This window comes from Dehalogenimonas sp. W (assembly GCF_037094495.1).
GTDB lineage: Bacteria > Chloroflexota > Dehalococcoidia > Dehalococcoidales > Dehalococcoidaceae > Dehalogenimonas > Dehalogenimonas loeffleri.
In genome coordinates, this window is record NZ_CP146612.1 from 279,480 (window position 1) to 300,940 (window position 21,461).

A 21,461-nucleotide genomic window follows, 5' to 3' on the forward strand; every position below is an offset into this window, starting at 1 on the left:
ATATTTTAATAGTCAACCGGGCGTATCGAGTAATTTCTCAATTGAAAATTTAAAATAACGGAAACTTGGTGAACGATTGGTGCAAATATTCATATGAGGGGAAATATTTTCCGCCCACTTGTATTTTTCTGCGCCGATAACCTGCCATCCTTGTCTTTTCAGAATACTAGCACCTCCCGGATAGATCGAATCAGCCAGTCGTTCCCATGTATCACAGATGCTGTCGTTGTAATATCGATCTAATACATGCTGTTTGGCCTTTGGATAGGCTTTCTTAATAGCTGGAATATCACCAAGCAACCAAGCTTCCATTTCTTCTATTGCGAAACAAAAACATGTAATTGGAGCTGGATTACATTCCAGGAGGATATCGTCAAGTTCTTGCCTGAAAGTATCAAGACATTTTTTGTCCAAATCACACACAACGATAACCGCACATGAGTAATCGCTATATCCAGGCGCCGAGAAGGTTCTTCCATAGCCCCGCAATAATTTGGGTAAATTATTCAACATTATTCTTTTTGAGGCATCACGAGGATCACTCATGGCTTTCGGTACACCACCAAGCCCCCTGTAGGAAATAATCCTCCAAGAATGTGTGTCTCGGGCAATCTTCGGCAGTAATACCTCTAACAGTTTCTTACCAGAACAATCTTCAACAAGAATTTCTAAATGCATATTTAATGCTTATCCAAGTAGTCGCTATACCATAAACTTCCCAATGTAAGCCCTTCATCAATCAGATTTTGAATAATTGGATCTTGATTGGCTCTCGTTATTGTTGAAAAACCATCCTCCCCTTTATCAAGTATCCAGACTTCCTTCGGTGATAAAGCATCGACAAAATAGGGCTGATGAGTCGTAACAAAAACTTGAGAACTGCCTTTTGACGGTGCCATAGCATGCTCACGTAATTCGCGAGCTAAAGCCTCAAGAAGCTTGTGATAAAGTCCATTTTCAGGCTCTTCAACGCAAATAAATGGGGGAGGCAAGGGGTCTTCAAGGAGTAATAAATATGCAAATATTTTAAGCGTTCCGTCAGACATTTGTTGAGCATAAAAAGGGTCTTTGAATCCCTTATCATTAAATTTTAGCAATAATCTGCCATCATCAGTTTTAGCCGTCTCAATACTTTCAATTCCCGGTATCTTTTTTGAAATACGGTCTAATATGCCTTGAAACTTTTTTTTGTACTCCCTTTCCATAAATTGCACCACATTACCAAGATTATCGCCATGAATATTTAGATGTTTTTGTGGCCCCGCTAGTGGAAGACTGCGGGCGGCATCCGGCGTAAAATAACTTAAATACCAGCCCTCGATGAATCTCCTGAATGCAGATATTCGTGGATGTTGCTTAAGTGAACCTAACGTGGAAATGCCAAGTTTTCTTTTATCTTCCAGTTCTACAACTTCCGTTTCTCTACTTTCTTCTTCACCTGTCTTTGAAATAGACTCAATCAATCTACTTAAGTCAAATAAACCTTTTTGTTCATCAATTTGACGACCTTCCCCTTCACCCCTCCAAACAACACCTTTGGCATCGTTGAGCACTAAAAAGGAAAAGGGCCATCCGTGTGTTTGACCTTTTCTACGTTGACGAAGCCTTTCTCTTTGAACGTAAGGTCGTCCGCTTGAATCAATATTAATTGCGAGTTCGTACGTAATAGGACGGGCTTTCGGTTCTTCTTTATAATACACTTCAAACTCAATGGGACCAGATTGATTTTGTGATCTTATTCTCTCAAAGCCACCTCTACCTCGTGAGTCACAGGCTTCTTCGACCCCGACTCTCAGGCAATCGGCGAGAAATCCAAACGCATCAAATAGTGAACTCTTTCCAACCCCATTTTTCCCTATTACTGCGGTCATGGGAGTCAAAGGTTCAATATTTTGTAAATTCCAAAGTTTCCCCAAAGTAATGTCGCGCAACGCACGATAATTTTTTATTCGAATCCCCTCAATTCGTGACATATGACGCTCCTAATAATCCAATTTAACGAATCGCGAAACTGTTCACATATTGTATACCCACTCGTACTAATAAAACCACTCTAACTGTGGTTCTCATTGATGCTTTGCTCCCTTCTAATAAGTCATTGTTTAAGAGCAAATTTCACTCTTAACGACCCAGCAAATTTTAGACCGTTAAAACGGCAAACTTATTATCATTTGTCTAATTTTGGAAATATAATTATTAGCCATCAGCTTTCAGCTTCACCAAGCGGGCGAGGCATAGCCCGCTACGCGGGAAATCCTAATATCCAAGCTCTAAATCCCAAACAAAATCAAAATTCAAAATCACAATGAACAAAACGGGGCACCGGGGTCGGCAGGCTATTCTTTTGTAAGATTGCCACAAGCGCGTTGCGCTTTCGCAATGACCCAGGTGGGAGGAGATACCGGGATTGCTTCGGCGGAGTCATGCAGGGGGGGCTATCAGCCGACAGCTTTCAGCTATTCAGTTTGCAGTTTACAGTGAACAGTCATCAGTACTGGGAATACCGAGATTGCTTCGGCGGAGACTCGCAGGGGGGCCTATCAGCCGACAGCTTTCAGTTATACAGTTTGCAGTTTACAGTGAACAGTCATCAGTACTGGGAATACCGAGATTGCTTCGGCGGAGCCTCGCAAAGACGCCTGAGAGTAGTCAGTTAACGGTAAGCGGTAGAGAGTTTGCCGTTCATGATTGGAAAGGCTTCCAACGAACCGAATTCATGAATTCAGGCGGGGGTCCTGAGATTGCCCGCTCACGCGCCTGATGCTATAATCCACCGATATGGAACTATCAAGACAAGAAGTACTGCACATCGCCAGATTGGCCCGCCTGGGCATTGAAGATGCCGAAATTGACCGTTTACAGGGTGAACTGTCCGACATTCTGGGGCATTTCACCGTCCTCCAGCAGGTGGATACCGAAGGGGTACCGCCGACCGCTCAGAGCGTGGCCCAGTGCAACGTCCTGGGCTACGACGAACCGGCGCCGTCATTAGCTGTTGAAGAGGTCCTGGCCAATGCTCCCGACCGCGACGGCGACCTGATTCGCATCCGGGCGGTACTGGAATAGAAAAAAATACTACCAATACTACCAATACTACCAAGAATAAATACTACAAATGCCACAAATACTACCAATACCACCAAGAATAAATACTACCAATACTACCAATGCCACAAATACTACCAATATTAAATAAGGAATCAAATTGTCTATAAACGTCAGCCAGCTTACCATTGTTGAAACCGCGAAACTGCTCCAGGACAAAGAATTCTCGGCGGTGGAGCTAACCCGTGCCTATCTTGACCGGATTGAAGCGGTGGAGCCGAAGGTTAAGGCCCTGATGACCGTCACCGGCGAACAGGCGCTGACGCAAGCCAAGGCGGCCGATGAAGCCATTGCCGCCGGTCAGGCCGGTATGCTGACCGGAGTACCGGTTATTTTGAAAGACGTTATCTGCACTAAGGGCATCCGCACCACCTGTTCCTCCAAAATGCTGGAAAACTTCATCCCGCCGTATGATGCGGGCGTGGTGGAGCGGCTGAAAGCCCGCGGCGCAGTGGTTATCGGCAAAGCTAATATGGATGAATTCGCTATGGGTTCATCTACTGAAAATTCGGCCTATTTTACCACTCATAATCCCTGGGATCTGAGCCGGGTGCCCGGCGGTTCCAGCGGCGGGTCTGCGGCGGCGGTGGCTGCCGGCGAAGCTCCGGCGGCGCTGGGTTCGGACACCGGCGGCAGTATCCGCCAGCCGGCCAGTTTCTGTTCGGTCACCGGTCTCAAACCGACCTATGGGCTGGTCAGCCGCTACGGTTTGATCGCCTTTGCTTCATCACTGGATCAAATCGGGCCGTTAACGAAAGATGTGGCCGACTCTGCTGTTATGTTAAACGCCATTGCCGGTCATGATTCGCGGGATTCCACCTCAGTTGCCCAACCGGAAGAAGACTATTTCGGCTGTCTGGGCAAGAGCGTCAAGGGCCTGAAACTGGGCGTACCGAAGGAATATTTCGCTCAGGGCGTCACCGCCGAAGTCAGCGATGCCGTCAAAGCAGCCCTCAAGGTCTATGAAGAGCTGGGCTGCAACATTGAAGAATGCTCCCTGCCGACCACCGCCTACGCCCTGGCGGTGTATTACATCATTGCCCCTTCCGAGGCTTCAGCCAACCTGGCGCGCTATGACGGCGTCAAATACGGCTTTTCTTTCAAAGATACCCAAAGCATGTGGGAAGCCATGGAAAAGACCCGCGGCATCGGCTTCGGCCCCGAGGTCAAGCGGCGCATCATGCTGGGCACCTACGCCCTGTCCGCCGGTTATTACGATGCCTGGTACGTTAAGGCTCAGCGGGTACGCACGGTAATCCGCCGCGAGTTTGATGAGGCTTTTGAGAAATACGACGCCCTGATTACGCCGACAGCACCGACCGTGCCGTTCAAAATCGGAGAAAAATCGGCCGACCCGTTCTCCATGTACCTGTCCGACATCTGCACCATTCCGATTAACATCGCCGGACTGCCGGCACTGGCCTTACAGGGCGGCTTTGCTCAGGGTCTGCCGATTGGCCACCAGATCATCGGCAAACCTTTTTCGGAAAAGACCATTCTGAACCTGGGCCACGCCTACCAGCAGGTGACCGACTGGCACAAACAACAGCCGGTTATTTAGCGCTTCTTCTAACCGCGGTCTTCAGTGCTTTCAGATGTTCCTGTATGTGCTGGGAGACAATCTCCAGATGTTCCTCCGGGGAGTAGCTCCGGGAGCCGACTCTGTAAGGTATCAAGACCAATTTGTCATCCATGATATAGCGGTTAATCATATCGTGCGCCGCTTCAAACCGGCCTATCACCTCTTCAAATGTCATAGTTTCCAGTTCTTCAAAACAACGGCGGTTTAATTCACTGTAAGCGCCGGAAAGCGGCTTCGGTTTGACGCCGTCAGCCAGGTCCCGGACATTGCGGGCAAAGCTTTCGTGCCAGAACATGATATGGCCCAGGGTACGCTTGACTGTCCAGCCCTCGTACATGGGGCTATCCGGGGCGGTTACGTTTTTACTGAATACCAAAAGCTGCGAGGCGCTGTCATTCAGCCGGTTAAGCAGATCCTGTCTGGTTTCCATATCTAATTAAGAATCCCGGCCTTTACGTTCAGCCGAAGCTTTTGACGATGGCCTCAGCATAGAACTGAGCCCAATCGCTTTGGGGTGAGCGTAGCGTCCGTTCTTTTTCCAGTAACGGCAACAAGCCGGCCAGTTCCTCAACGCTCAGACTGACCGCCAGCTTACCATTCAATTCCGGTTCAAGTTTGGCGGCGTACCAGCGCGCCCAGTCCGGGTCAGCGCCGTTAACCATGATAAAAGCCCGGTGATGGGCATGGCCGATGGTTCTCAGTGATTCCGCGATTTCTTCAGTATTCTTATTCATGGCCTCAATTATACCCCCCTGCGGCCGGTTAGCAAACCATATACGAACCGCAAATAGTAGTAATACTTTTGACCGATGACAACTCATCAAGTATAATCGGCCCATCCTTAAAACGTTAACCGGAAGGAGGTGATAAGCATGTCCGGAATATCTTTCCACCGCCGAACCTGACGAAGTATTCTAACGGCGCGGGTACCGCGCCCAGGGACTGCTTGCGCCTCTATTCCGCTGTTTCGTTCGGCTGTATAGCTGATTATCATTTAGCTTCACACAGCGGCGGAGGTTAATCCGCCGCTTTTTGTTGCCCGGATGCGCGGCAGTTCCCCTCAAAAATGGCCAGCCCCGTTACCTAAATTATATTTTGAGAGGAAACTGAAAATGACTTTAACCGCTAATGAACAGATGTGGTCGGAACTGGGTATTGACCTGGAATCCCACGGCCAGTTAATGAACGCCCTCGGCCCGATCTACGGCGAAATCTATCTCAGCCAAAAGAACCGCCCCCAGGGAATGGGCTTTTATGATTTCGTGGTTGGCGACATCCACGGTATCCGCGTCAAGGAACTTCGGGAACACGCCAAAGACGGCGGCAAGGTAGTGGCTACCTACTGCGTCTTCGTGCCCGAAGAATTCTGCTGGGCGGCCGGCGCCATCCCCGTCAGCCTGTGCGCCGGCACTCAGTTTTCCGTGCCGGTTGCCGAAGAGGTGCTGCCTCGCAATACCTGCGCCCTGATCAAATCCTCCTACGGCTTCAAACTGGGACGGCTGTGTCCGTATGTCCAGGTCAGCCACCTGATTGTGGGTGAAACCACCTGTGACGGTAAAAAGAAGATGTTTGAACTACTGGCGGAGCAGCAGCCGGTTTATGTCATGGAAGTACCCAACAAACGCAGCACTGCCGGCCGGGCATTGTGGCAACAGGAAGTCCGGGATTTCAAAGCCAAAATTGAGGAACTGACCGGCAACGAAATCACCGTTGAAAACCTGGGAGAGGCGATCAAAAAGGTCAACGCCCGCCGCCGCGAGTTCCGCCGCCTGTCCGCACTGCGCGCCGCCGACCCGGCTCCGATTTCCGGCAAAGACGCCCTGCTGGCGACCCAGGTATCCATGTACGATGATGTGGAGCGCCAGACCCAGATGATTACCGCGCTCAACGACGAACTGGAAGAACGGGTGAAAAAGGGCGAAGGGGTTGCCCCCAAAGGGGCTAAACGGATTCTTATCTCCGGCTCGCCGATGGCCATCCCCAACTGGAAACTACACCACATTGTAGAATCTTCGGGCGCGATTATCGTCGGCGAAGAATCCTGCACCGGTTCCCGCTTCTACAATGAACTGATACCGGAAGGCATCGGCAATCTGGAAGACATGCTGACTGCACTGGCTGACCGCTACCTCAAGACCAATTGCGCCTGCTTCACCCCCAACACCGAACGATTGGACGACATTATCAAGATGGCGCGCGACCTCAAGGCTGACGGCATCATCCACTACAACTTGCAGTTCTGCCATACCTACGCCAATGAAGCCGTCCAGGTTGACCGGGCATTGGCCGAGGCCGGCATCCCGCTGCTGCGGGTGGAAACCGACTACTCTGATGAAGACGCGGGGCAGCTTAAGACCCGGATTGATGCGTTTTTGGAAATGCTGTAGGAATACTACCAATGTCAAATACTACCAATACTACCAATAGTATGAATAAGGTCAACGCAGCCCATACTTATGACGGGAATAATGCCGGTATTAGCCGCTACCAGGCATTGAGGCTGATATCGTGATTACCGCCGGATTGGACTTGGGTTCCCGCACTATCAAGCTGGTGTTATTTGACAGCGGGGTGAGGTCATCGGAGGTCATTGATTCCGGACTGAAACCGCTGGACAGGTGCCGGCGACTTCTTGGTGACAAGCAATACGACAAACTGGTGGTTACCGGTTATGGCCGGGATCTGGTGGCGCCGGAGCTTTCCGGCGCCACCATCTCGGAAATCTCCGCCCAGGCGGCCGCCGTCCGCTTCCTGTATCCCGATGCTGCCAGCGTCATTGACATCGGCGGTCAGGATTCCAAAGTTATCCGGTTGAACGAAAAAGGCGGCGTACTCAAGTTTGAGATGAACGACCGCTGCGCCGCCGGCACCGGTAAATTTCTGGAAATCATGGCCCGGGCGCTGGAACTCACCATTGATGAATTTGCCCGCACTTCGCTGGAGGCTAAACGTTCGGTTACTCTAAATTCGCTGTGTACCGTATTCGCTGAAAGCGAGGTGGTATCGCTGATCAACAAGGGTGAAGATGCCCACGCCATCGCGCTGGGACTGCACCAGTCAGTAGTCACCCGGGTGTCGGGCATGGCCCGCCGGGTCGGGGTTACCGGTCAGGTAATCTTCGCCGGCGGAGGCGCCAAGAACGCTTGCCTGGTGAGACTGCTGGAGGATAAACTTAATCTGAAAATCACCGTGCCCGATGATCCGCAAATAACTGCGGCGCTGGGCGCCGCCATCATCGCCGCTAATGGGAAAAACCAAGGAGAATAGTATGTCTGAAATTATTGACGCCCGCGCCAGAGCCTGCCCTCAGCCGGTACTGCTGGCCGGTAAAGCCTTGAAAAACGCCGATGAAGTGGTAATCATCGTGGACAACACCAACGCACGGCAGAATGTCTCCAAATTTGCCAAAAGCCAGGGCTGTGAGGTGAAGGTAGAGGAGAAGCCCGACGGGATATACCTGAGCCTGACCCGGTCGGCGGCCTGCGCCATTATGGAGACCCCGGCGGCAACCGGCATCGTCATCTTCATCGGCTCCGACATCGTGGGACGTGGTGAGAACACGGAGCTGGGACGGCTGCTGATGCAGAGCTTCCTCAATACCATCCAGTCACTGCCCAACCGTCCGGAAAGCATCATCTTCATGAACAACGGCGTCAAGCTGGTAGCTGAAGACTCCCATGTCCTGGGTGAACTCCGGCAACTGGCAGAGGCGGGAATTGAGTTTTTAGCCTGCGGCACCTGTCTCTCCCGGCTGGGGCTGTCCGACAAGATAGCCATCGGCCAGGTTTCCAACATGTTCACCATCGCCGATGTGATGACCAAAGCGGCTAAAGTGATCAGTTTGTAAACCGGCAAGGGCACCTCAATCTTCATCCGTGTTATAATCCGGTGAAAATCCGCACTGTCCACGAATGAAGGGAAGTATGATAAAAGCTGTTCTTGAAAAAAGTAAATACATCACACTGGTTGCTGTTTTTTCATTACTGGCGGCTTCGTTGGTTGCCTTTATTCTTGGTTTGATACAGTCAGTCAGAATTCTGATAGATCTGTTCGCCAATTTCGGTATCAACGGCACCGACATCATACCGTTGATAGAAATCATGGATATCTTTCTCATCGCTACTGTCCTGCTGATATTCGCCTTCGGTTTATATGAGCTGTTCATCGGCGATCTGAAGCTGCCGGAATGGCTGATTATCAAGAATCTGCATGACCTGAAAACCAAACTTAGCAGTATTGTGATCATGGTCATGGCCATAATTTTCCTAAAACACCTGGTCCTCTGGGAAGACCCACAGGGAACGTTATTTTTCGGGTTGGCGGTGGCGGTGGTAGCGGCTACACTCATAGCTTTCAATCAAACCGGTGACAAGAAGAATTGAAACCGTTCCGAACTTAGCCGGAACTGATCTGTCCGACACGTTTGGCCTCAGCATCAATTTAATCTTATACTGTCACCATGACCGCAGTATTCAGGAAACGACCAGGTGGGTAATCCGGTAATCGGCGAAGGCTGGCTGCTGCCGGCACTGCTGGTGGGCCTGGGGCTGCTGACCGGCGTGTATGGTTCGCTCATTGGCATCGGCGGCGCGCTGCTGCTGGTACCAGGGATGCTGTTGCTGTATCCGGAAGCCGACCCATTGACAGTAACCGCGATTTCACTGTCCATCATCCTGATTAACGCCGTCACCGCCACCGCGTCATTTCACCGCCAGGCGCGCACCGATTACCGCGCCGGATTGCTGCTGGCGGCCGCCACCATTCCCGGTGTTATACTGGGCGTCTGGACGCTGCAATATGTGTCGCGTTCCGTCTTCACCCTGATCTTCAGCCTGCTGATGATTGGTCTGTCAATATTCCTGTTTATACGGCGAACACCGATGCCGGCACCAACCGTTGCCGGGCGGCAACCGTTCAATGTCCCCCTGGGATTAAGTTTAAGCGGCGGTGCAGGTTACCTGGCCGGGCTGCTCGGCATCGGCGGCGGCGTGATTCATGTTCCGGCCATGACCTATATTCTGCGCTTCCCGGCCCATATCGCCACCGCGACATCCAGCTTTATCCTGGTATTCACCGCGTTAGCCGGTGTCGCGATGCATCTGGCTCAAAACAACTTCGGCACTGACTGGGGGGTGATCCCCTGGCTGGCAGCCGGCGGTATCGCCGGCGCCCAAATCGGGAGCCGATTGTCCCGCCGTTTACACGGCCAAACGCTGATGCGGATACTGGCCGTCTCGCTGGCTTTGACCGGAATACGGCTGATTATCAGCTAGACCGGGCCGGGATTTGCCGTATTTGCGTGTCATCCTGACTGACTTGTGCTAAAATTACCGAACACAACCATCAATGGGCGAGGCGGTGAGTATGGCCGTTAATCCAATCAAAAAAATCAGCAAATCCAACCGGGCCAAAGAACCTACTCTTAATATAGAGCGGGTAACTTATGGTACGTTCACCTGGATCAATATTGAGAATCCGAATGAACTGGCGACCGACTATCTGGCCGAGAACTACCCGTTTCACCCGCTGGATCTGGACGATGTGCTGTCAAAACGCCAGCGGCCCAAAACTGATGAATACAAAGACTACCTGTTCTTTGTGCTGCATTTCCCGGTGTACAACAAAGAGGAAAAGGTATTAATGCCGTCCCAGGTATCGGTGTTCATCGGTCAGGACTACCTGATCACCCTCCATGCCGGTAATCTCAAGCCCCTGACCAAGCTGTTCCGTGAATGCGAGATTGATGAAGAGTCCCGCCAGGAATACTTCGCCCACGGCCCGGGCTACCTGCTGTACCGGATTGTTGACCGCCTGGTGGACTACTGCCAGCCTATCGTCAGCAAGATTCTGGATAATACCGACGATATTGAGGATGAGATTTTTACTCAGCCGCGGGACAACACGGTCAGGGAGATTTCCGCTTTGCGCCGCGACATCATTTCCTTCCGCCGCACCATCTGGCCGATGCGTACGGTTATCTCCGGTTTGGAACCCAAGCTGCGTAAATACACCGACCATGATATGAACGTCTATTTCGGCGACCTTGCCGACCATGTGGATAAAATCTGGGATGGTCTGGATGAAACCAAGGAGGTTATTGAGGGGCTTTCCGCCACCTTTGACTCTCTATCCTACAACAATTACAACTCCGGCATCCGTACGCTGACCATCTTTGCCACCATCACCCTGCCCGCCCTCATCGTGGCCAGCGTCTACGGTATGAACGTTGACCTGCCGTTTCAGGACGCCGAACACCCCTTTATCATCGTAATGCTGATTACCCTGGGCTTTTCCCTGCTGACGGCCTATATCCTGCGCCGCCTCAAAATCATTTAATCTGAGAAGGAACACCGTTGAACGTATCATTCCGTTTTGTCGTGGTCACGGCGTTGTTTGTTGCCGCCCTGATTACCGCCAACGTCATCGCCGTTAAACTGATAGCCGTGGGCTCAGATATCGTGTTGCCGGCGGCGATACTGGTATTCCCCTTAAGTTATATAATCGGGGACATCCTGACCGAGGTCTACGGCTTTGCCTGGGCCCGGCGGGTCATCTGGCTGGGGTTTTTATGTAATCTGATTTTTGTCTTCTTTATCTGGCTGGGCGGCCTGCTGCCCGGAGCCTCATTCTGGGGCGGCCAGGAGGCCTACGAATCCATTCTGGGGTACACACCCCGATTGCTGCTGGCGTCCTTCTGCGGTTACCTGATCGGCAGTTTCTCCAATGCTGCAGTGATGTCCAAAATGAAAATACTGACCCGCGGCCGTCACCTGTGGAGCCGCACCATTGGTTCTACGGTAATCGGCGAAGGTCTGGATTCGGCGGTGTTTATCACCATTGCCTTCATCGGCACCCCGGCCTTTGCACCAATCTTCATCATATATCACTGGGCAGCCAAAACCCTGATTGAAGTGGCGGCCACCCCGATCACCTACGCCGTCGTCAACTACCTGAAAGGCGTGGAGAAGACCGACACTTATGACGCCGATGTCAGCCTGAACCCGTTTTCACTGGCGGATGCCCGGCGATGAAAATCCGTTTTCTGGGCTGCCACAATGTAGAAACAGCCACGACCGCCATGAGCTGCCTGCTGGTGGACGATAAGCTGGCGCTGGACGCCGGGGCACTGACCCGTTACCTTTCACCATCCGCGATGTTCAACCTGCGGGCGGTAATGCTGACCCACGGCCATTTTGACCATATCCGCGACCTGCCGTCATTGGGGATGAACCTGTACCTCAGCGGCAAGAGCATGGATTTATACGGCAACCAGCAAACGAAGGAAAACCTGACTTACTGCCTGTTGAACGGCACCATGTATTCCAAGTTTCTGCAAAAACCGGCGGATAATCCGACCTTCCGGTACCATGAAGTTGAACTTGATACCGTCTTCAACATTGATGATTATGAAGTGCTGGCAACAGCCACACCCCACTCCCAGCCGTCTCACGGCTACCAGATCACCGATAAAAGCGGCAAACGGCTGTTTTATACCGGAGATACCGGACCGGGCTTGTCCCAGTGTTTTAAGATGGTGACCCCCGACCTGATGGTTACCGAAGTTACCGCGCCTTCCAGATTCACCGAATTCTTCGCCTCACCGGAAGGGAAACATCTGACACCGGAGCTGCTGCGCCGGGAACTGCTGGACTTTCAGCGCCTTAAAGGGTATCTGCCGCAGGTGGCCTGCATTCACATGAGTCCGGCAACTGAGGGTGAGGTTGAACGGGAAGTTAACACCCTGGCCGCCGACCTGAATGCCCGGATATTCCTGGCCCATGAAGGATTGACGGTTACGCTTTAGGTGGTCTGGTTCCGGCGCGGCCGGGCATCAGGCTCAATCAGGTCCCGTTTAAGTTCTATAATCCGGTCGCGCAATAGCGCGGCACGTTCAAAATCCATAATCTTGGCAGCTTTCTTCATCTGAGTGTCCAGTTCGCGAATGAGCCGCGCCAGTTCTTCCTTGTTCAAAGGCATTGATTTGTAGCCGTCAGCGTCAGACTCAGCCACCACCGCCATTTCCGCCGTGCGCACCCGCTCGGTGATATCCTTGATGGCTTTGCGGATACCCTGCGGGGTGATGCCGTGCTCCAGATTATAGGCTTCCTGAATTTCACGGCGGCGTTTAACTTCAGCAATCGCCCGCTCCATGGAGCCGGTAATGACATCGGCATACATGATGACCCGGCCGTCCACATGCCGGGCGGCCCGGCCCATCGTCTGGATAAGCGCCCACTCCGAACGCAGGAAGCCTTCTTTGTCCGCGTCCAGAATGGCTACCAGCGACACCTCCGGCAGGTCAAGCCCTTCCCGCAACAGATTTATGCCGACGATAACGTCATAGACGCCCAGACGCAGATCACGCAGTATCTCCACCCGTTCAAAGGTTTCCACCTCGGAATGAAGATACTGGGTCTTGACGCCGGCTTCGGTGATGTATTCTGAAAGTTTTTCGGCCAGCTTCTTGGTCAGAGTGGTCACCAGACAGCGCTCACCCCGCGCCACTCTCAATTTAATCTGCTCCAGCAGGTCATCAATCTGCCCCGTGGTCGGCTTGACCTCAATCAGCGGTTCCAGCAGCCCGGTCGGCCGGACCACCTGCTCCACCGTTTGTTTGGAATGCTCTTTCTCATAGGGTCCCGGCGTGGCGGAAACGTAAATAGCCTGATCTGTCCGCTGCCGGAATTCCGAAAAATTGAGCGGACGATTATCCATGGCCGACGGCAGGCGGAAGCCGTAATCCACCAGTATCTCCTTGCGTGCCCGATCACCGTTGTACATACCGCGAATCTGCGGCAGCGACATATGGGATTCATCCACAAACAGCAGAAAATCCTTGGGGAAATAATCCAAGAGTGTCCACGGGGTAGAGCCCGCCGGCCGCAGGGCCAGATGGCGGGAGTAGTTTTCCACGCCGGAGCAGTAACCCGCCTGTTCCAGCATTTCCAGATCATAGTTGGTGCGCTGTTCCAGTCGGGCGGCCTCCAACATTTTGCCCTGATCTTTGAGGTCGGCGGTGCGCTGCACCAGTTCGTCACGAATAGCCTGAAGCGCTTTGGACAGCTTCTCCGGCGAGGTCACGAAGTGTTTGGCCGGGTAAATATCAATGATTTTGAGTTCTTCCAGAAACTCCCCGGTCAGCGGGTCAATGCGGAGGATGCGTTCAATCTCATCGCCGAAAAACTCCACTCGTATTGCCGTTTCTTCATAAGCCGGACGGAGCTCCAGCGTATCACCGCGCAGCCGGAACTTGGAGCGCGAAAAATCCATGTCATTGCGTTCATATTGCATATCCACCAACTGACGGATAATGGCGTCCCGGCGGTAACTGGCGCCCTTCTCCAGGTTCAGCACGAACTGCATGTATTCTTCCGGTTCACCCAGGCCGTAGATACAGGAGACTGAAGCGACAATGATGACGTCCCGGCGCGACAACAGCGCCCGGGTGGCGGCGTGACGGAGTTTGTCTATCTCGTCATTGATGTCGGCGTCTTTTTCAATGTACATATCCCGTGAAGGCACATAGGCCTCAGGCTGGTAGTAATCATAGTAGCTGACAAAATATTCCACGGCGTTGTGGGGGAAGAACTCCCGAAACTCGGCGTAAAGCTGAGCCGCCAGTGTTTTATTATGGGAAATAATCAGGGCGGGACGCCCGGTGCGGGCAATAATATTAGCCATGGTAAAGGTCTTGCCGGAGCCGGTGACGCCCAGGAGCGTCTGGTCCTTCAGGCCTTCGCTAAGGCCGCGGGTAAGCGCCTCCACTGCCTGGGGCTGGTCGCCCATCAGGCCGAAGTCAGAGACAAGCTGGAATTCGGTCATAGTTCAATTATAGGGGAGAAGAGGGGGATTGGCGAGTGGGTGGCAACAATCGTGTCAAACGCACCAAACCTGCTAAATGTTAAAAGGGGGAAACGTCATACTGACGCCCCCCCTTTTTAACCTCTAAACTTGAACTAAGAGCTCTTACCCGCTGCCATGCGCCAGCCGGAAACTACCAACAGGAGAACACCGGGAATACCAAGTATCAGTGCGCCCATCCAGGCTGCAGTGAAATACATTTCTTCCAAGGTTCCCAAATAATGCTGGACAGCCATCAACACCAGCAATAAACCAACAGCACCGACAAACCAAACCCACCAGGCAGGTTTACGATCATTGCGTTTCAGCCAGTTCAGCAATTGAATAAAGCCAACAGTCAGCAATATGGCTATCAGAATCCATAAGGGTGTTAATTCCATTTGATTCTCCTTCTATTTTTCCAAGATATTTCCGTTTAGATAAACTTGGGATTGATACCGTAGAGGTATTCCTGATTGTTCCACCAGGATTCCGGATCCTTGTTACCGTAATGCATTGACTCTTCCATCTGGGCGAAGAAGGAATTGAAAATAGGAGTAACGGAAGAGGTTCCTGCTACAAAGTCATGGATAAAGCTGTAGCGACCGGAGGCATTGAAGGGGCAGAACGCCATGCACGCGGTGCAGTTAGAGCAGTTGACCGTGTTAAGCCGCCAACCCTTGAAGCCTGTCGGGCTGTAAGGCATGCCGGTTGTTGCCTGATCGTGAACATCCCAGGTGGGGTCGTCGTTAGGCAAAGCCTCAAACAGGCAGAATTTGGAACAGGTTTTACACGTCAAACAGAACCGGGAGATACCGGCATCAATCGGTTTGGTCGGCTCCAGAGGAATGTCGGTGAGCATGCGGCACATACCACGAATCATTGACCCTCTTTCGGGAGTGACCAAAACGAAGCACATACGGGCATGTTCCCCAATCCCGGCCAGGGTACCGAAGGGATTGGACGGTGCCATCTCGCCACTCCAGGCGTTGATACCGTGATAACCCAGACCACGAATAAACTCCTGAAGCTGAACGCTGATAAAAGGCAAGCGACTGTAAGCCAGGTTAGACGCGCTGGAACCGAGATTGGATGGCTTACGCATATTAAGTTCGGTCGCTTCCTGATGTGTCCAGGTGATCATGTATTTGAAACGTGACGGGATACGATATTCTGTATCGGTTTCTGCCAACGTATCGTCACTAACAAAATTATAAGCCTTGCCGTTGGATTCCTTGGCAAAAACAAGTTTCTTGGTATTCTCGTCCAGGACGGTCACACCGAAATCGGTGGCACCGAACAGTTTAAAAGCATGGCGCAACATCAGGGTATTTTCTTCAGCCGTGCCTTCCCAGCGGGGCATATTCCGGCTTTCTGGAGTTGGGGCTTTCTGATACCCCATGAACATGGTTGTTTTCGCCGGGGTGTAGTAATTATAAAATCTCAGCACGCCGGTGGCCCCGTTTATGGCCCAATCACGGATGCTGTCACCATTCCATTCGGGAGCGGCGTGCCGAACCACTTCCCGCTGCAATTCATCAAAGTGTTCCCGATTATAAACTGCCTTGGGGTGGTCGCTCTGACGATACGGAAAAGTGGAAATCTTACTGCGATCGGCACGCTGCACTTGGCTCCAATCAATTTCCAGAGTCGCCGTCTGGCCGTGGTCCTTTTCCGACACCCACCAGGGACGTCTCAGTTCACCACCGGGACCAGAAGTTGAACCCGACGAAGCAGAGGAAACTTCGTCAAGGTCATGGAAACCCGGAGATAGGACAGTGGCAGCACCCAATCCGGCGCCTGCCAAACCGAGGCCTTTCATAAAATCACGACGTGAAACCGTACTGTGAAATTTAGTCATCTAGCAGATTCCTTCTTCATATATTTATTCCACCGCGGTCTTTCCCGCTGTCCTCCAGTCTCTCCTGAACGTCAGATCACATAGTACACCCCCACATCCCAATGTTTCCTACCTTTAAGGCATCTATTTTTAACCCTTAACGTTACTTATTGTACCCTCTTTTATTTTTCCGCGCATCGTCCTAAAGGACTAGCGGGCCTAAGCATTTTGGCTATATACTTTAGTATTTTTTATTAGCTACTTTAGTATATTTTGGCTTTAAGTAAACGAGTTTGTAGTTCACGCTAGATAGTCATCAGCACCGGGGATGTTAGGATACTTACTAGATTGCCACAAGCGCTATGCGCTTTCGCAAGGACAGGCTCCTTGGAGACCGAGATTGCTTCGGCACAGCCGCGCGGAAGAGTAGTCGGTTGTCAGTAAGCAGTATTCAGTATCCCCGTTCATCCTTCGACAGGTTCAGGACGAACGGGATGAAGCAATGACGAGGTTAAGAGACAACTTTTAAGGATCAAATTTCAGCAGCCTGCGACCGGGGCGGGCGAGGCATGCCTCGCCCCTACGGAAACGTTTTCAGGTTATACTTGCAAGATTGCCACAAGCGCTACGCGCTTTCGCAAGGACGGGGTACAAGCCGTCAGCGGTCAGCTATCAGCTTTCAGCTATTCCAGTTTACAGTCCACAGTAGCCAGTCATCAGTAACGGGGGACCGCAAAAGGGCGAGGCATCGCCCTTCGGGAAATCCTAAATCTCAAGCACCAAATAACAAACAAATTCAAATAATAAAATTTTAAATATCAAACTGGAAACCATGACTGCTTCGGCCTAGCTGGGCATAAGAGTAGTCGGTTTTCAGTAAGCAGTATACAGTAGCTCTGGTATAATAAAACCGCTTTGAACACGATGAACAGCGACCCAGATTTCCCGGCCCGAATCCAGTCATATATAAAGTACCTGCCGGGCTATCCGGCGGAATATATTGACTACCTGATTAACCGAGGCGGTTTGTCCGAAGACTCAGTGACAGCCGATATCGGGGCTGGTGCGGGTATTCTGGCCAAAATGATTTCACCCCGCGTCAAAAGAGTACTGGCGGTGGAGCCGGATGAGCGGATGCGCCGGGCGGCGGGAGAATACTTAAAAGACACGGCCAACGTCACCATCATTGCCGGCAGCGCCGAGGCGACCGGTCTTAGTGACAACAGCATTGACCTGATAACCGCCGGGCAGGCCTTTCACTATTTTGAATTTGATGCGGCGCTTCAAGAATTCAAGCGGATACTTAAACCCGACGGTCTGACAGCGCTGGTCTGGCATACACGATTAACAGATTACCCTTTCGGTGAAGCCATGGAAAACCTACTGCGGCATTTCTGCCCGGATTATACCGGCGGCACCGACAGCGAATGGCCGGCGAGCCGGTTTTTCAAAAACGGAAATTTTGAACACCGCACCTTCTGTAACCACCGGTATATTGACCTGGAGACACTCATCGGATACGCTTTATCCATGCCGTTTTCCCCGGTCAAAGGCGACCGGCTGTTCCCGGAGTTTGTGGAAAAACTGGCAACACTTTATGATAAGTATTCCGACCACGGCAAACTGGAGCTACGAGCCGCGGTTGACGGCTACCTCGGCGAAATTTGATCAGCGAGGCCGCACACAACATGACCGGCAATTATAAAACGGTGGAATGGCTGGGCGACCGCCTGCTGATCATTGACCAGACCCGCCTGCCGCAACATGAGACCTATCTGGAACTGGCCGACCATCATCAGGTGGCGGAAGCCATCAGGTCACTCTGGGTGCGGGGTGCCCCGGCTATCGGGGTCGCCGCGGCCTACGGCATTGTCCTGGGCGTCCAGAAGATTGAAAGCCGCGACCATAAGGAGTTTCTGAAACAGTATCATACCGTGGCCGAAGAACTGGCGGGCACCCGGCCGACCGCCCGCAACCTGTTCATGGCGGTGGAGCGGCTGAACGCCGCCGCTGAGGCGGCCGCCGACATCCTGACCGCCCGCAACGCGATTTTGGCCGAAGCTGAAAAAATCCAGGCTGAAGAGATAGAAGCCACCAGAAAAATCGCTGAACTTGGGGCTGATTTAATTAACGACGGCGACACCATAATGACCCACTGCAATACCGGCCCGCTGGCAACCACCGGGTACGGGACTGCTCTGGGCGTCATAATTGAAGCCCACCGCCGGGGCAAGCGTATTCAGGTACTGGCGACCGAAACCCGGCCGCTGTGCCAGGGGGCCCGGTTGACCGCCTGGGAACTCAAAAAGGAACATGTTCCCTTCCGGCTGATCACCGACTCCATGGCGGGGTATTTTCTGAAAGAGGCCCGGGTGGATATGGTTATCACCGGGGCCGACCGCATCGCCAAAAACGGCGACACCGCCAATAAAATCGGCACCTACGGGCTGGCGGTGCTGGCCGCAGCCAACAAGGTTCCATTTTATATCGCCGCTCCTTCAAGCACCTTTGACCCGGAACTGCCCACCGGCGACGATATAATTATAGAAGAACGCTCACCGGACGAAGTGACCCACCAGAATGGTAAACGAGTGGCCCCGGAAGGCATTGAAGCCTGTAATCCGGCCTTTGACGTTACGCCCGGCGGCTATATCACCGGATTCATCACTGAAACCGGTATCCGCAAACTACCCTAAACGAACAGGAGACAGAACATTGAACCAACCGGACAAAATTGAACTGACAGTCATCGGCGGCACCGGATTGTACGATATTGAGGGGCTGACCGACGTCCGCGAGCTGGAGCTGGATACGCCTTACGGCCAGCCCAGCGACAGCATCGTCACCGGCACGCTGGACGGCGTCCGCATGGCTTTTCTGCCGCGGCACGGCCGCGGCCACCGGATTCAGCCGACCGATATTCCGGTGCGGGCTAATATCTGGGCGCTGAAAAGCCTGGGCGTGGAACGTATTATCGCCATCAATTCAGTCGGCAGCTTTAAAAAGGAAGTGGCGCCGGGACACCTGCTGATTCCCGACCAGTTGATAGACCGCACCAGCCGGAGAGTGAACACCTTCTTCGGCGACGGCGTGGTGGCTCATATCGCTTTCGGCGACCCATTCTGCCCGGACATGAGAAAACTGCTGGTGAGCTGTGCCGGCGATGCCGGCGCGACGGTGCATGACGGGGGCACCTATGTGGTGATGGAAGGCCCGGCCTTTTCCACCCGGGCGGAATCCCGGCTGCATAAAAGTTGGGGGGCCGATGTCATCGGCATGACGGCGCTACCGGAAGCCAGGCTGGCCCGTGAGGCCGAGATTTGTTACGGCATCATCGCCTGTTCCACCGATTACGATTCCTGGCATGAAGAAGAAACACCGGTGACGGTGGACATAATTATGGCCACCCTGAAAGCCAACATGGAGCTTTCAAAGCGCATCATCAAGTTAGCTGCAACCCGCCTGACGACGGCCCGGACTTGCGGCTGTCCCAGCGCACTGGCCGGGGCGATTGTCACCGACCCGAAACTTATATCACCGGACCGCAAGGAGCATCTAAGGCTGATTGCCGGCAAATATCTGCCATAGCGACCTTGCGGGCGTACATGACGATTGTTTCCCCGATACCCCCTTTTGTGGTTAAATAGAGACAGTTTTATATCATGGAGAATTAATGACCCATAATACTGAGTTTAATCTGGCGCCCACAATCATCGGCAGTATGCCGCACCAGGACCCGGTCAAGGCCTGCAAGCTGATTGCAAAGTACCTGACCGAACTGCCGGCCTGGCCGCAGTTGCCGCAACGTTCCAATCGGGAACTGATGACAGCCCAGTATGCCGAAGGCTTCCCTGGCCTGAAAATCACCGATGATGAAGCGGTGATGGACCGGACGACGGTGGAATGGGAGAAGGAACTGGAAGCCCTGTACGGGGCTTATATCACCAGCGATACAGAAAAATACGGCATCAGCCCCGAAGCGGCCGCCGGATTCCATGCTTTCCTGGAGATTCATCCGCCGTCGCCGAGGGGCGTTAAGGGCCAGGTGGAAGGTCCGGTCAGCTGGGGACTGTCCATCAAGGACGAGACCGGCGGACTGATGATTTACGACGACGTGTTATCTGAAGCCGCCGCCAAACTGCTGGCCCTGAAGATTGCCTGGCAGGAAAAACAGCTTAAACAGATAGCCTCTAAAACCGTCATGTTCCTGGATGAACCGGCGCTGACGGCTTATGGTTCAGCCTACCTGCCCCTGTCCAAAGAACGCATTCAGCAGATACTGACCGAGGTGCTGGGTGAAATCAAGGGCATCAGAGGCGTGCACTGCTGCGGTAATACCGATTGGACGCTCTTGACCGATCTATCGTTAAATATAATCAGCTTTGACGCCTACAACTACGCCAATTCCCTGGCTTTGTATCCCAAAGAGATCAGCCAGTTCATCGGCCGCGGCGGGGCTATTGCCTGGGGCATCGTGCCGAACACTGATGCGGGGGTTAAGGAAGAAACTCCGGCCAGTCTTCAGGACCGCCTGGAAGAGGCCATGGCTCCATTCACCCGCGAGGGGATGGAGTTCCGGAAGCTGGTGGGACATGGGCTGATAACCCCCAGTTGCGGCATGGCTTACATGAGTGAAGACGGCGCCGAACAGGCGCTGGAACTGGCGGCGGCGCTGACCGACCGGATGCGAAGCCGTTACCTGTAAGATAATAAATAAACAGAGGGAGATACTATACATGAACAAAAAGAGGCGCGTTGCGCAACACAAACAAAAGATACGCAAGGAAGCGCTGAAGGAAAAGGCCCGGGCACTGCGGCTGGCTGAAACCGGCGGCAAGGTCACCCCGGCTCCGGCACGGACCAGATACGAAATTGAGGAAACACCCGAAGCTGCGGTAAAGACCACCAAGACGAAGGCTGCACCTAAAGCCAAGGCAGAAACCACCGCCGCAGCAACCAAACCGGCAACGAAAGCCGCCGCCAAACCCAAGGCCACGCCCAAAGCTAAGGCAGAAACCGAAGCCGCTGCTGAAGACAAGCCCAAGAAGGCGGTCAAAAAGGCTGTTAAAAAAGTAGACGCGGAATAACCTCACG

General features: G+C 52.8%; 22 protein-coding genes. 15 read left to right on the forward strand and 7 right to left on the reverse strand.

Going from position 1 to position 21,461, the window contains the following annotated elements:
• Nucleotides 1-12 precede the first annotated feature (12 nt).
• Both V8247_RS01330 and V8247_RS01335 read right to left on the reverse strand, forming a co-directional pair.
• On the reverse strand, nucleotides 13-678 hold the full coding sequence (locus tag V8247_RS01330) for a DUF4276 family protein (RefSeq protein ID WP_338738003.1): 666 nt from the start codon (nucleotides 676-678) through the stop codon (nucleotides 13-15).
• 2 nt (nucleotides 679-680) lie between these two features.
• Nucleotides 681-1,973, reverse strand: coding sequence for an AAA family ATPase (locus V8247_RS01335; RefSeq protein WP_338738005.1), 1,293 nt, complete (start codon nucleotides 1,971-1,973; stop codon nucleotides 681-683).
• 805 nt (nucleotides 1,974-2,778) lie between these two features.
• On the opposite strand from V8247_RS01335, the gene gatC reads away from it, so the two are divergent.
• Nucleotides 2,779-3,066, forward strand: a complete 288-nt coding sequence (gene gatC, locus V8247_RS01340) for an Asp-tRNA(Asn)/Glu-tRNA(Gln) amidotransferase subunit GatC (protein WP_338738007.1) — start codon at nucleotides 2,779-2,781, stop codon at nucleotides 3,064-3,066.
• A 145-nt stretch (nucleotides 3,067-3,211) separates the two neighbouring features.
• Nucleotides 3,212-4,666 (forward strand): Asp-tRNA(Asn)/Glu-tRNA(Gln) amidotransferase subunit GatA, encoded by a 1,455-nt coding sequence (gene gatA / locus V8247_RS01345; RefSeq protein WP_338739263.1) that lies wholly within the window; start codon nucleotides 3,212-3,214, stop codon nucleotides 4,664-4,666.
• Here gatA and V8247_RS01350 read toward each other — a convergent pair.
• Complete coding sequence (locus V8247_RS01350; protein ID WP_338738009.1) at nucleotides 4,659-5,117, reverse strand: DinB family protein; 459 nt, start codon at nucleotides 5,115-5,117, stop codon at nucleotides 4,659-4,661. The genes gatA and V8247_RS01350 overlap by 8 nt on opposite strands.
• A gap of 28 nt (nucleotides 5,118-5,145) precedes the next feature.
• Nucleotides 5,146-5,421 carry a hypothetical protein gene (locus V8247_RS01355; RefSeq protein ID WP_338738011.1) on the reverse strand — a complete coding sequence of 92 codons (276 nt, stop codon included), beginning with the start codon at nucleotides 5,419-5,421 and terminating at the stop codon, nucleotides 5,146-5,148.
• A 378-nt stretch (nucleotides 5,422-5,799) separates the two neighbouring features.
• Between V8247_RS01355 and V8247_RS01360 the strand changes: the two genes are divergently transcribed.
• From V8247_RS01360 to V8247_RS01395, 8 genes are all read left to right on the forward strand, one after another.
• Nucleotides 5,800-7,074: a double-cubane-cluster-containing anaerobic reductase gene (locus tag V8247_RS01360; RefSeq protein ID WP_338738014.1), complete on the forward strand. Its 1,275-nt coding sequence runs from the start codon at nucleotides 5,800-5,802 to the stop codon at nucleotides 7,072-7,074.
• A 121-nt stretch (nucleotides 7,075-7,195) separates the two neighbouring features.
• The gene (locus V8247_RS01365; protein ID WP_338738016.1) at nucleotides 7,196-7,954 is read left to right on the forward strand and encodes an acyl-CoA dehydratase activase; all 759 of its coding nucleotides are present in this window, start codon (nucleotides 7,196-7,198) and stop codon (nucleotides 7,952-7,954) included.
• A 1-nt stretch (nucleotide 7,955) separates the two neighbouring features.
• Nucleotides 7,956-8,534: a sulfurtransferase-like selenium metabolism protein YedF gene (gene yedF, locus V8247_RS01370; protein WP_338738018.1), complete on the forward strand. Its 579-nt coding sequence runs from the start codon at nucleotides 7,956-7,958 to the stop codon at nucleotides 8,532-8,534.
• Nucleotides 8,535-8,610: 76 nt separating this feature from the next.
• Nucleotides 8,611-9,069: a YqhA family protein gene (locus tag V8247_RS01375; RefSeq protein ID WP_338738021.1), complete on the forward strand. Its 459-nt coding sequence runs from the start codon at nucleotides 8,611-8,613 to the stop codon at nucleotides 9,067-9,069.
• Nucleotides 9,070-9,174: 105 nt separating this feature from the next.
• Entirely contained in the window at nucleotides 9,175-9,960 is a 786-nt protein-coding gene (locus V8247_RS01380) for a sulfite exporter TauE/SafE family protein (protein ID WP_338738023.1), read from the forward strand.
• A 91-nt stretch (nucleotides 9,961-10,051) separates the two neighbouring features.
• Nucleotides 10,052-11,023, forward strand: a complete 972-nt coding sequence (locus tag V8247_RS01385; RefSeq protein WP_338738025.1) for a magnesium transporter CorA family protein — start codon at nucleotides 10,052-10,054, stop codon at nucleotides 11,021-11,023.
• A gap of 17 nt (nucleotides 11,024-11,040) precedes the next feature.
• Nucleotides 11,041-11,718 (forward strand): queuosine precursor transporter, encoded by a 678-nt coding sequence (locus tag V8247_RS01390; RefSeq protein WP_338738027.1) that lies wholly within the window; start codon nucleotides 11,041-11,043, stop codon nucleotides 11,716-11,718.
• Entirely contained in the window at nucleotides 11,715-12,491 is a 777-nt protein-coding gene (locus V8247_RS01395) for an MBL fold metallo-hydrolase (protein WP_338738029.1), read from the forward strand. Before V8247_RS01390 ends, V8247_RS01395 begins: the two co-directional genes overlap by 4 nt.
• Here V8247_RS01395 and uvrB read toward each other — a convergent pair.
• The 3 genes from uvrB to V8247_RS01410 all read right to left on the reverse strand — a co-directional run bounded on the left by uvrB (nucleotide 12,488) and on the right by V8247_RS01410 (nucleotide 16,388).
• Nucleotides 12,488-14,509, reverse strand: coding sequence for an excinuclease ABC subunit UvrB (gene uvrB / locus V8247_RS01400; RefSeq protein WP_338738031.1), 2,022 nt, complete (start codon nucleotides 14,507-14,509; stop codon nucleotides 12,488-12,490). The two genes, V8247_RS01395 and uvrB, sit on opposite strands and share 4 nt — an antisense overlap.
• A gap of 134 nt (nucleotides 14,510-14,643) precedes the next feature.
• Nucleotides 14,644-14,928 carry a dehalogenase gene (locus V8247_RS01405; RefSeq protein ID WP_338738034.1) on the reverse strand — a complete coding sequence of 95 codons (285 nt, stop codon included), beginning with the start codon at nucleotides 14,926-14,928 and terminating at the stop codon, nucleotides 14,644-14,646.
• Nucleotides 14,929-14,963: 35 nt separating this feature from the next.
• Nucleotides 14,964-16,388 carry a reductive dehalogenase gene (locus V8247_RS01410; RefSeq protein WP_338738036.1) on the reverse strand — a complete coding sequence of 475 codons (1,425 nt, stop codon included), beginning with the start codon at nucleotides 16,386-16,388 and terminating at the stop codon, nucleotides 14,964-14,966.
• A 903-nt stretch (nucleotides 16,389-17,291) separates the two neighbouring features.
• Between V8247_RS01410 and V8247_RS01415 the strand changes: the two genes are divergently transcribed.
• The 5 genes from V8247_RS01415 to V8247_RS01435 all read left to right on the forward strand — a co-directional run bounded on the left by V8247_RS01415 (nucleotide 17,292) and on the right by V8247_RS01435 (nucleotide 21,454).
• A complete protein-coding gene (locus V8247_RS01415) occupies nucleotides 17,292-18,035 on the forward strand; it encodes a class I SAM-dependent methyltransferase (protein WP_338738038.1) in 744 nt (247 codons plus the stop codon).
• Between the two features lie 20 nt (nucleotides 18,036-18,055).
• Nucleotides 18,056-19,063 carry an S-methyl-5-thioribose-1-phosphate isomerase gene (gene mtnA / locus V8247_RS01420; RefSeq protein ID WP_338738040.1) on the forward strand — a complete coding sequence of 336 codons (1,008 nt, stop codon included), beginning with the start codon at nucleotides 18,056-18,058 and terminating at the stop codon, nucleotides 19,061-19,063.
• A gap of 19 nt (nucleotides 19,064-19,082) precedes the next feature.
• Nucleotides 19,083-19,955: an S-methyl-5'-thioadenosine phosphorylase gene (mtnP, locus tag V8247_RS01425; RefSeq protein ID WP_375340870.1), complete on the forward strand. Its 873-nt coding sequence runs from the start codon at nucleotides 19,083-19,085 to the stop codon at nucleotides 19,953-19,955.
• Nucleotides 19,956-20,040: 85 nt separating this feature from the next.
• Nucleotides 20,041-21,072, forward strand: a complete 1,032-nt coding sequence (locus V8247_RS01430) for a methionine synthase (protein WP_338738042.1) — start codon at nucleotides 20,041-20,043, stop codon at nucleotides 21,070-21,072.
• 31 nt (nucleotides 21,073-21,103) lie between these two features.
• Complete coding sequence (locus V8247_RS01435) at nucleotides 21,104-21,454, forward strand: hypothetical protein (RefSeq protein ID WP_338738044.1); 351 nt, start codon at nucleotides 21,104-21,106, stop codon at nucleotides 21,452-21,454.
• Nucleotides 21,455-21,461 lie beyond the last annotated feature (7 nt).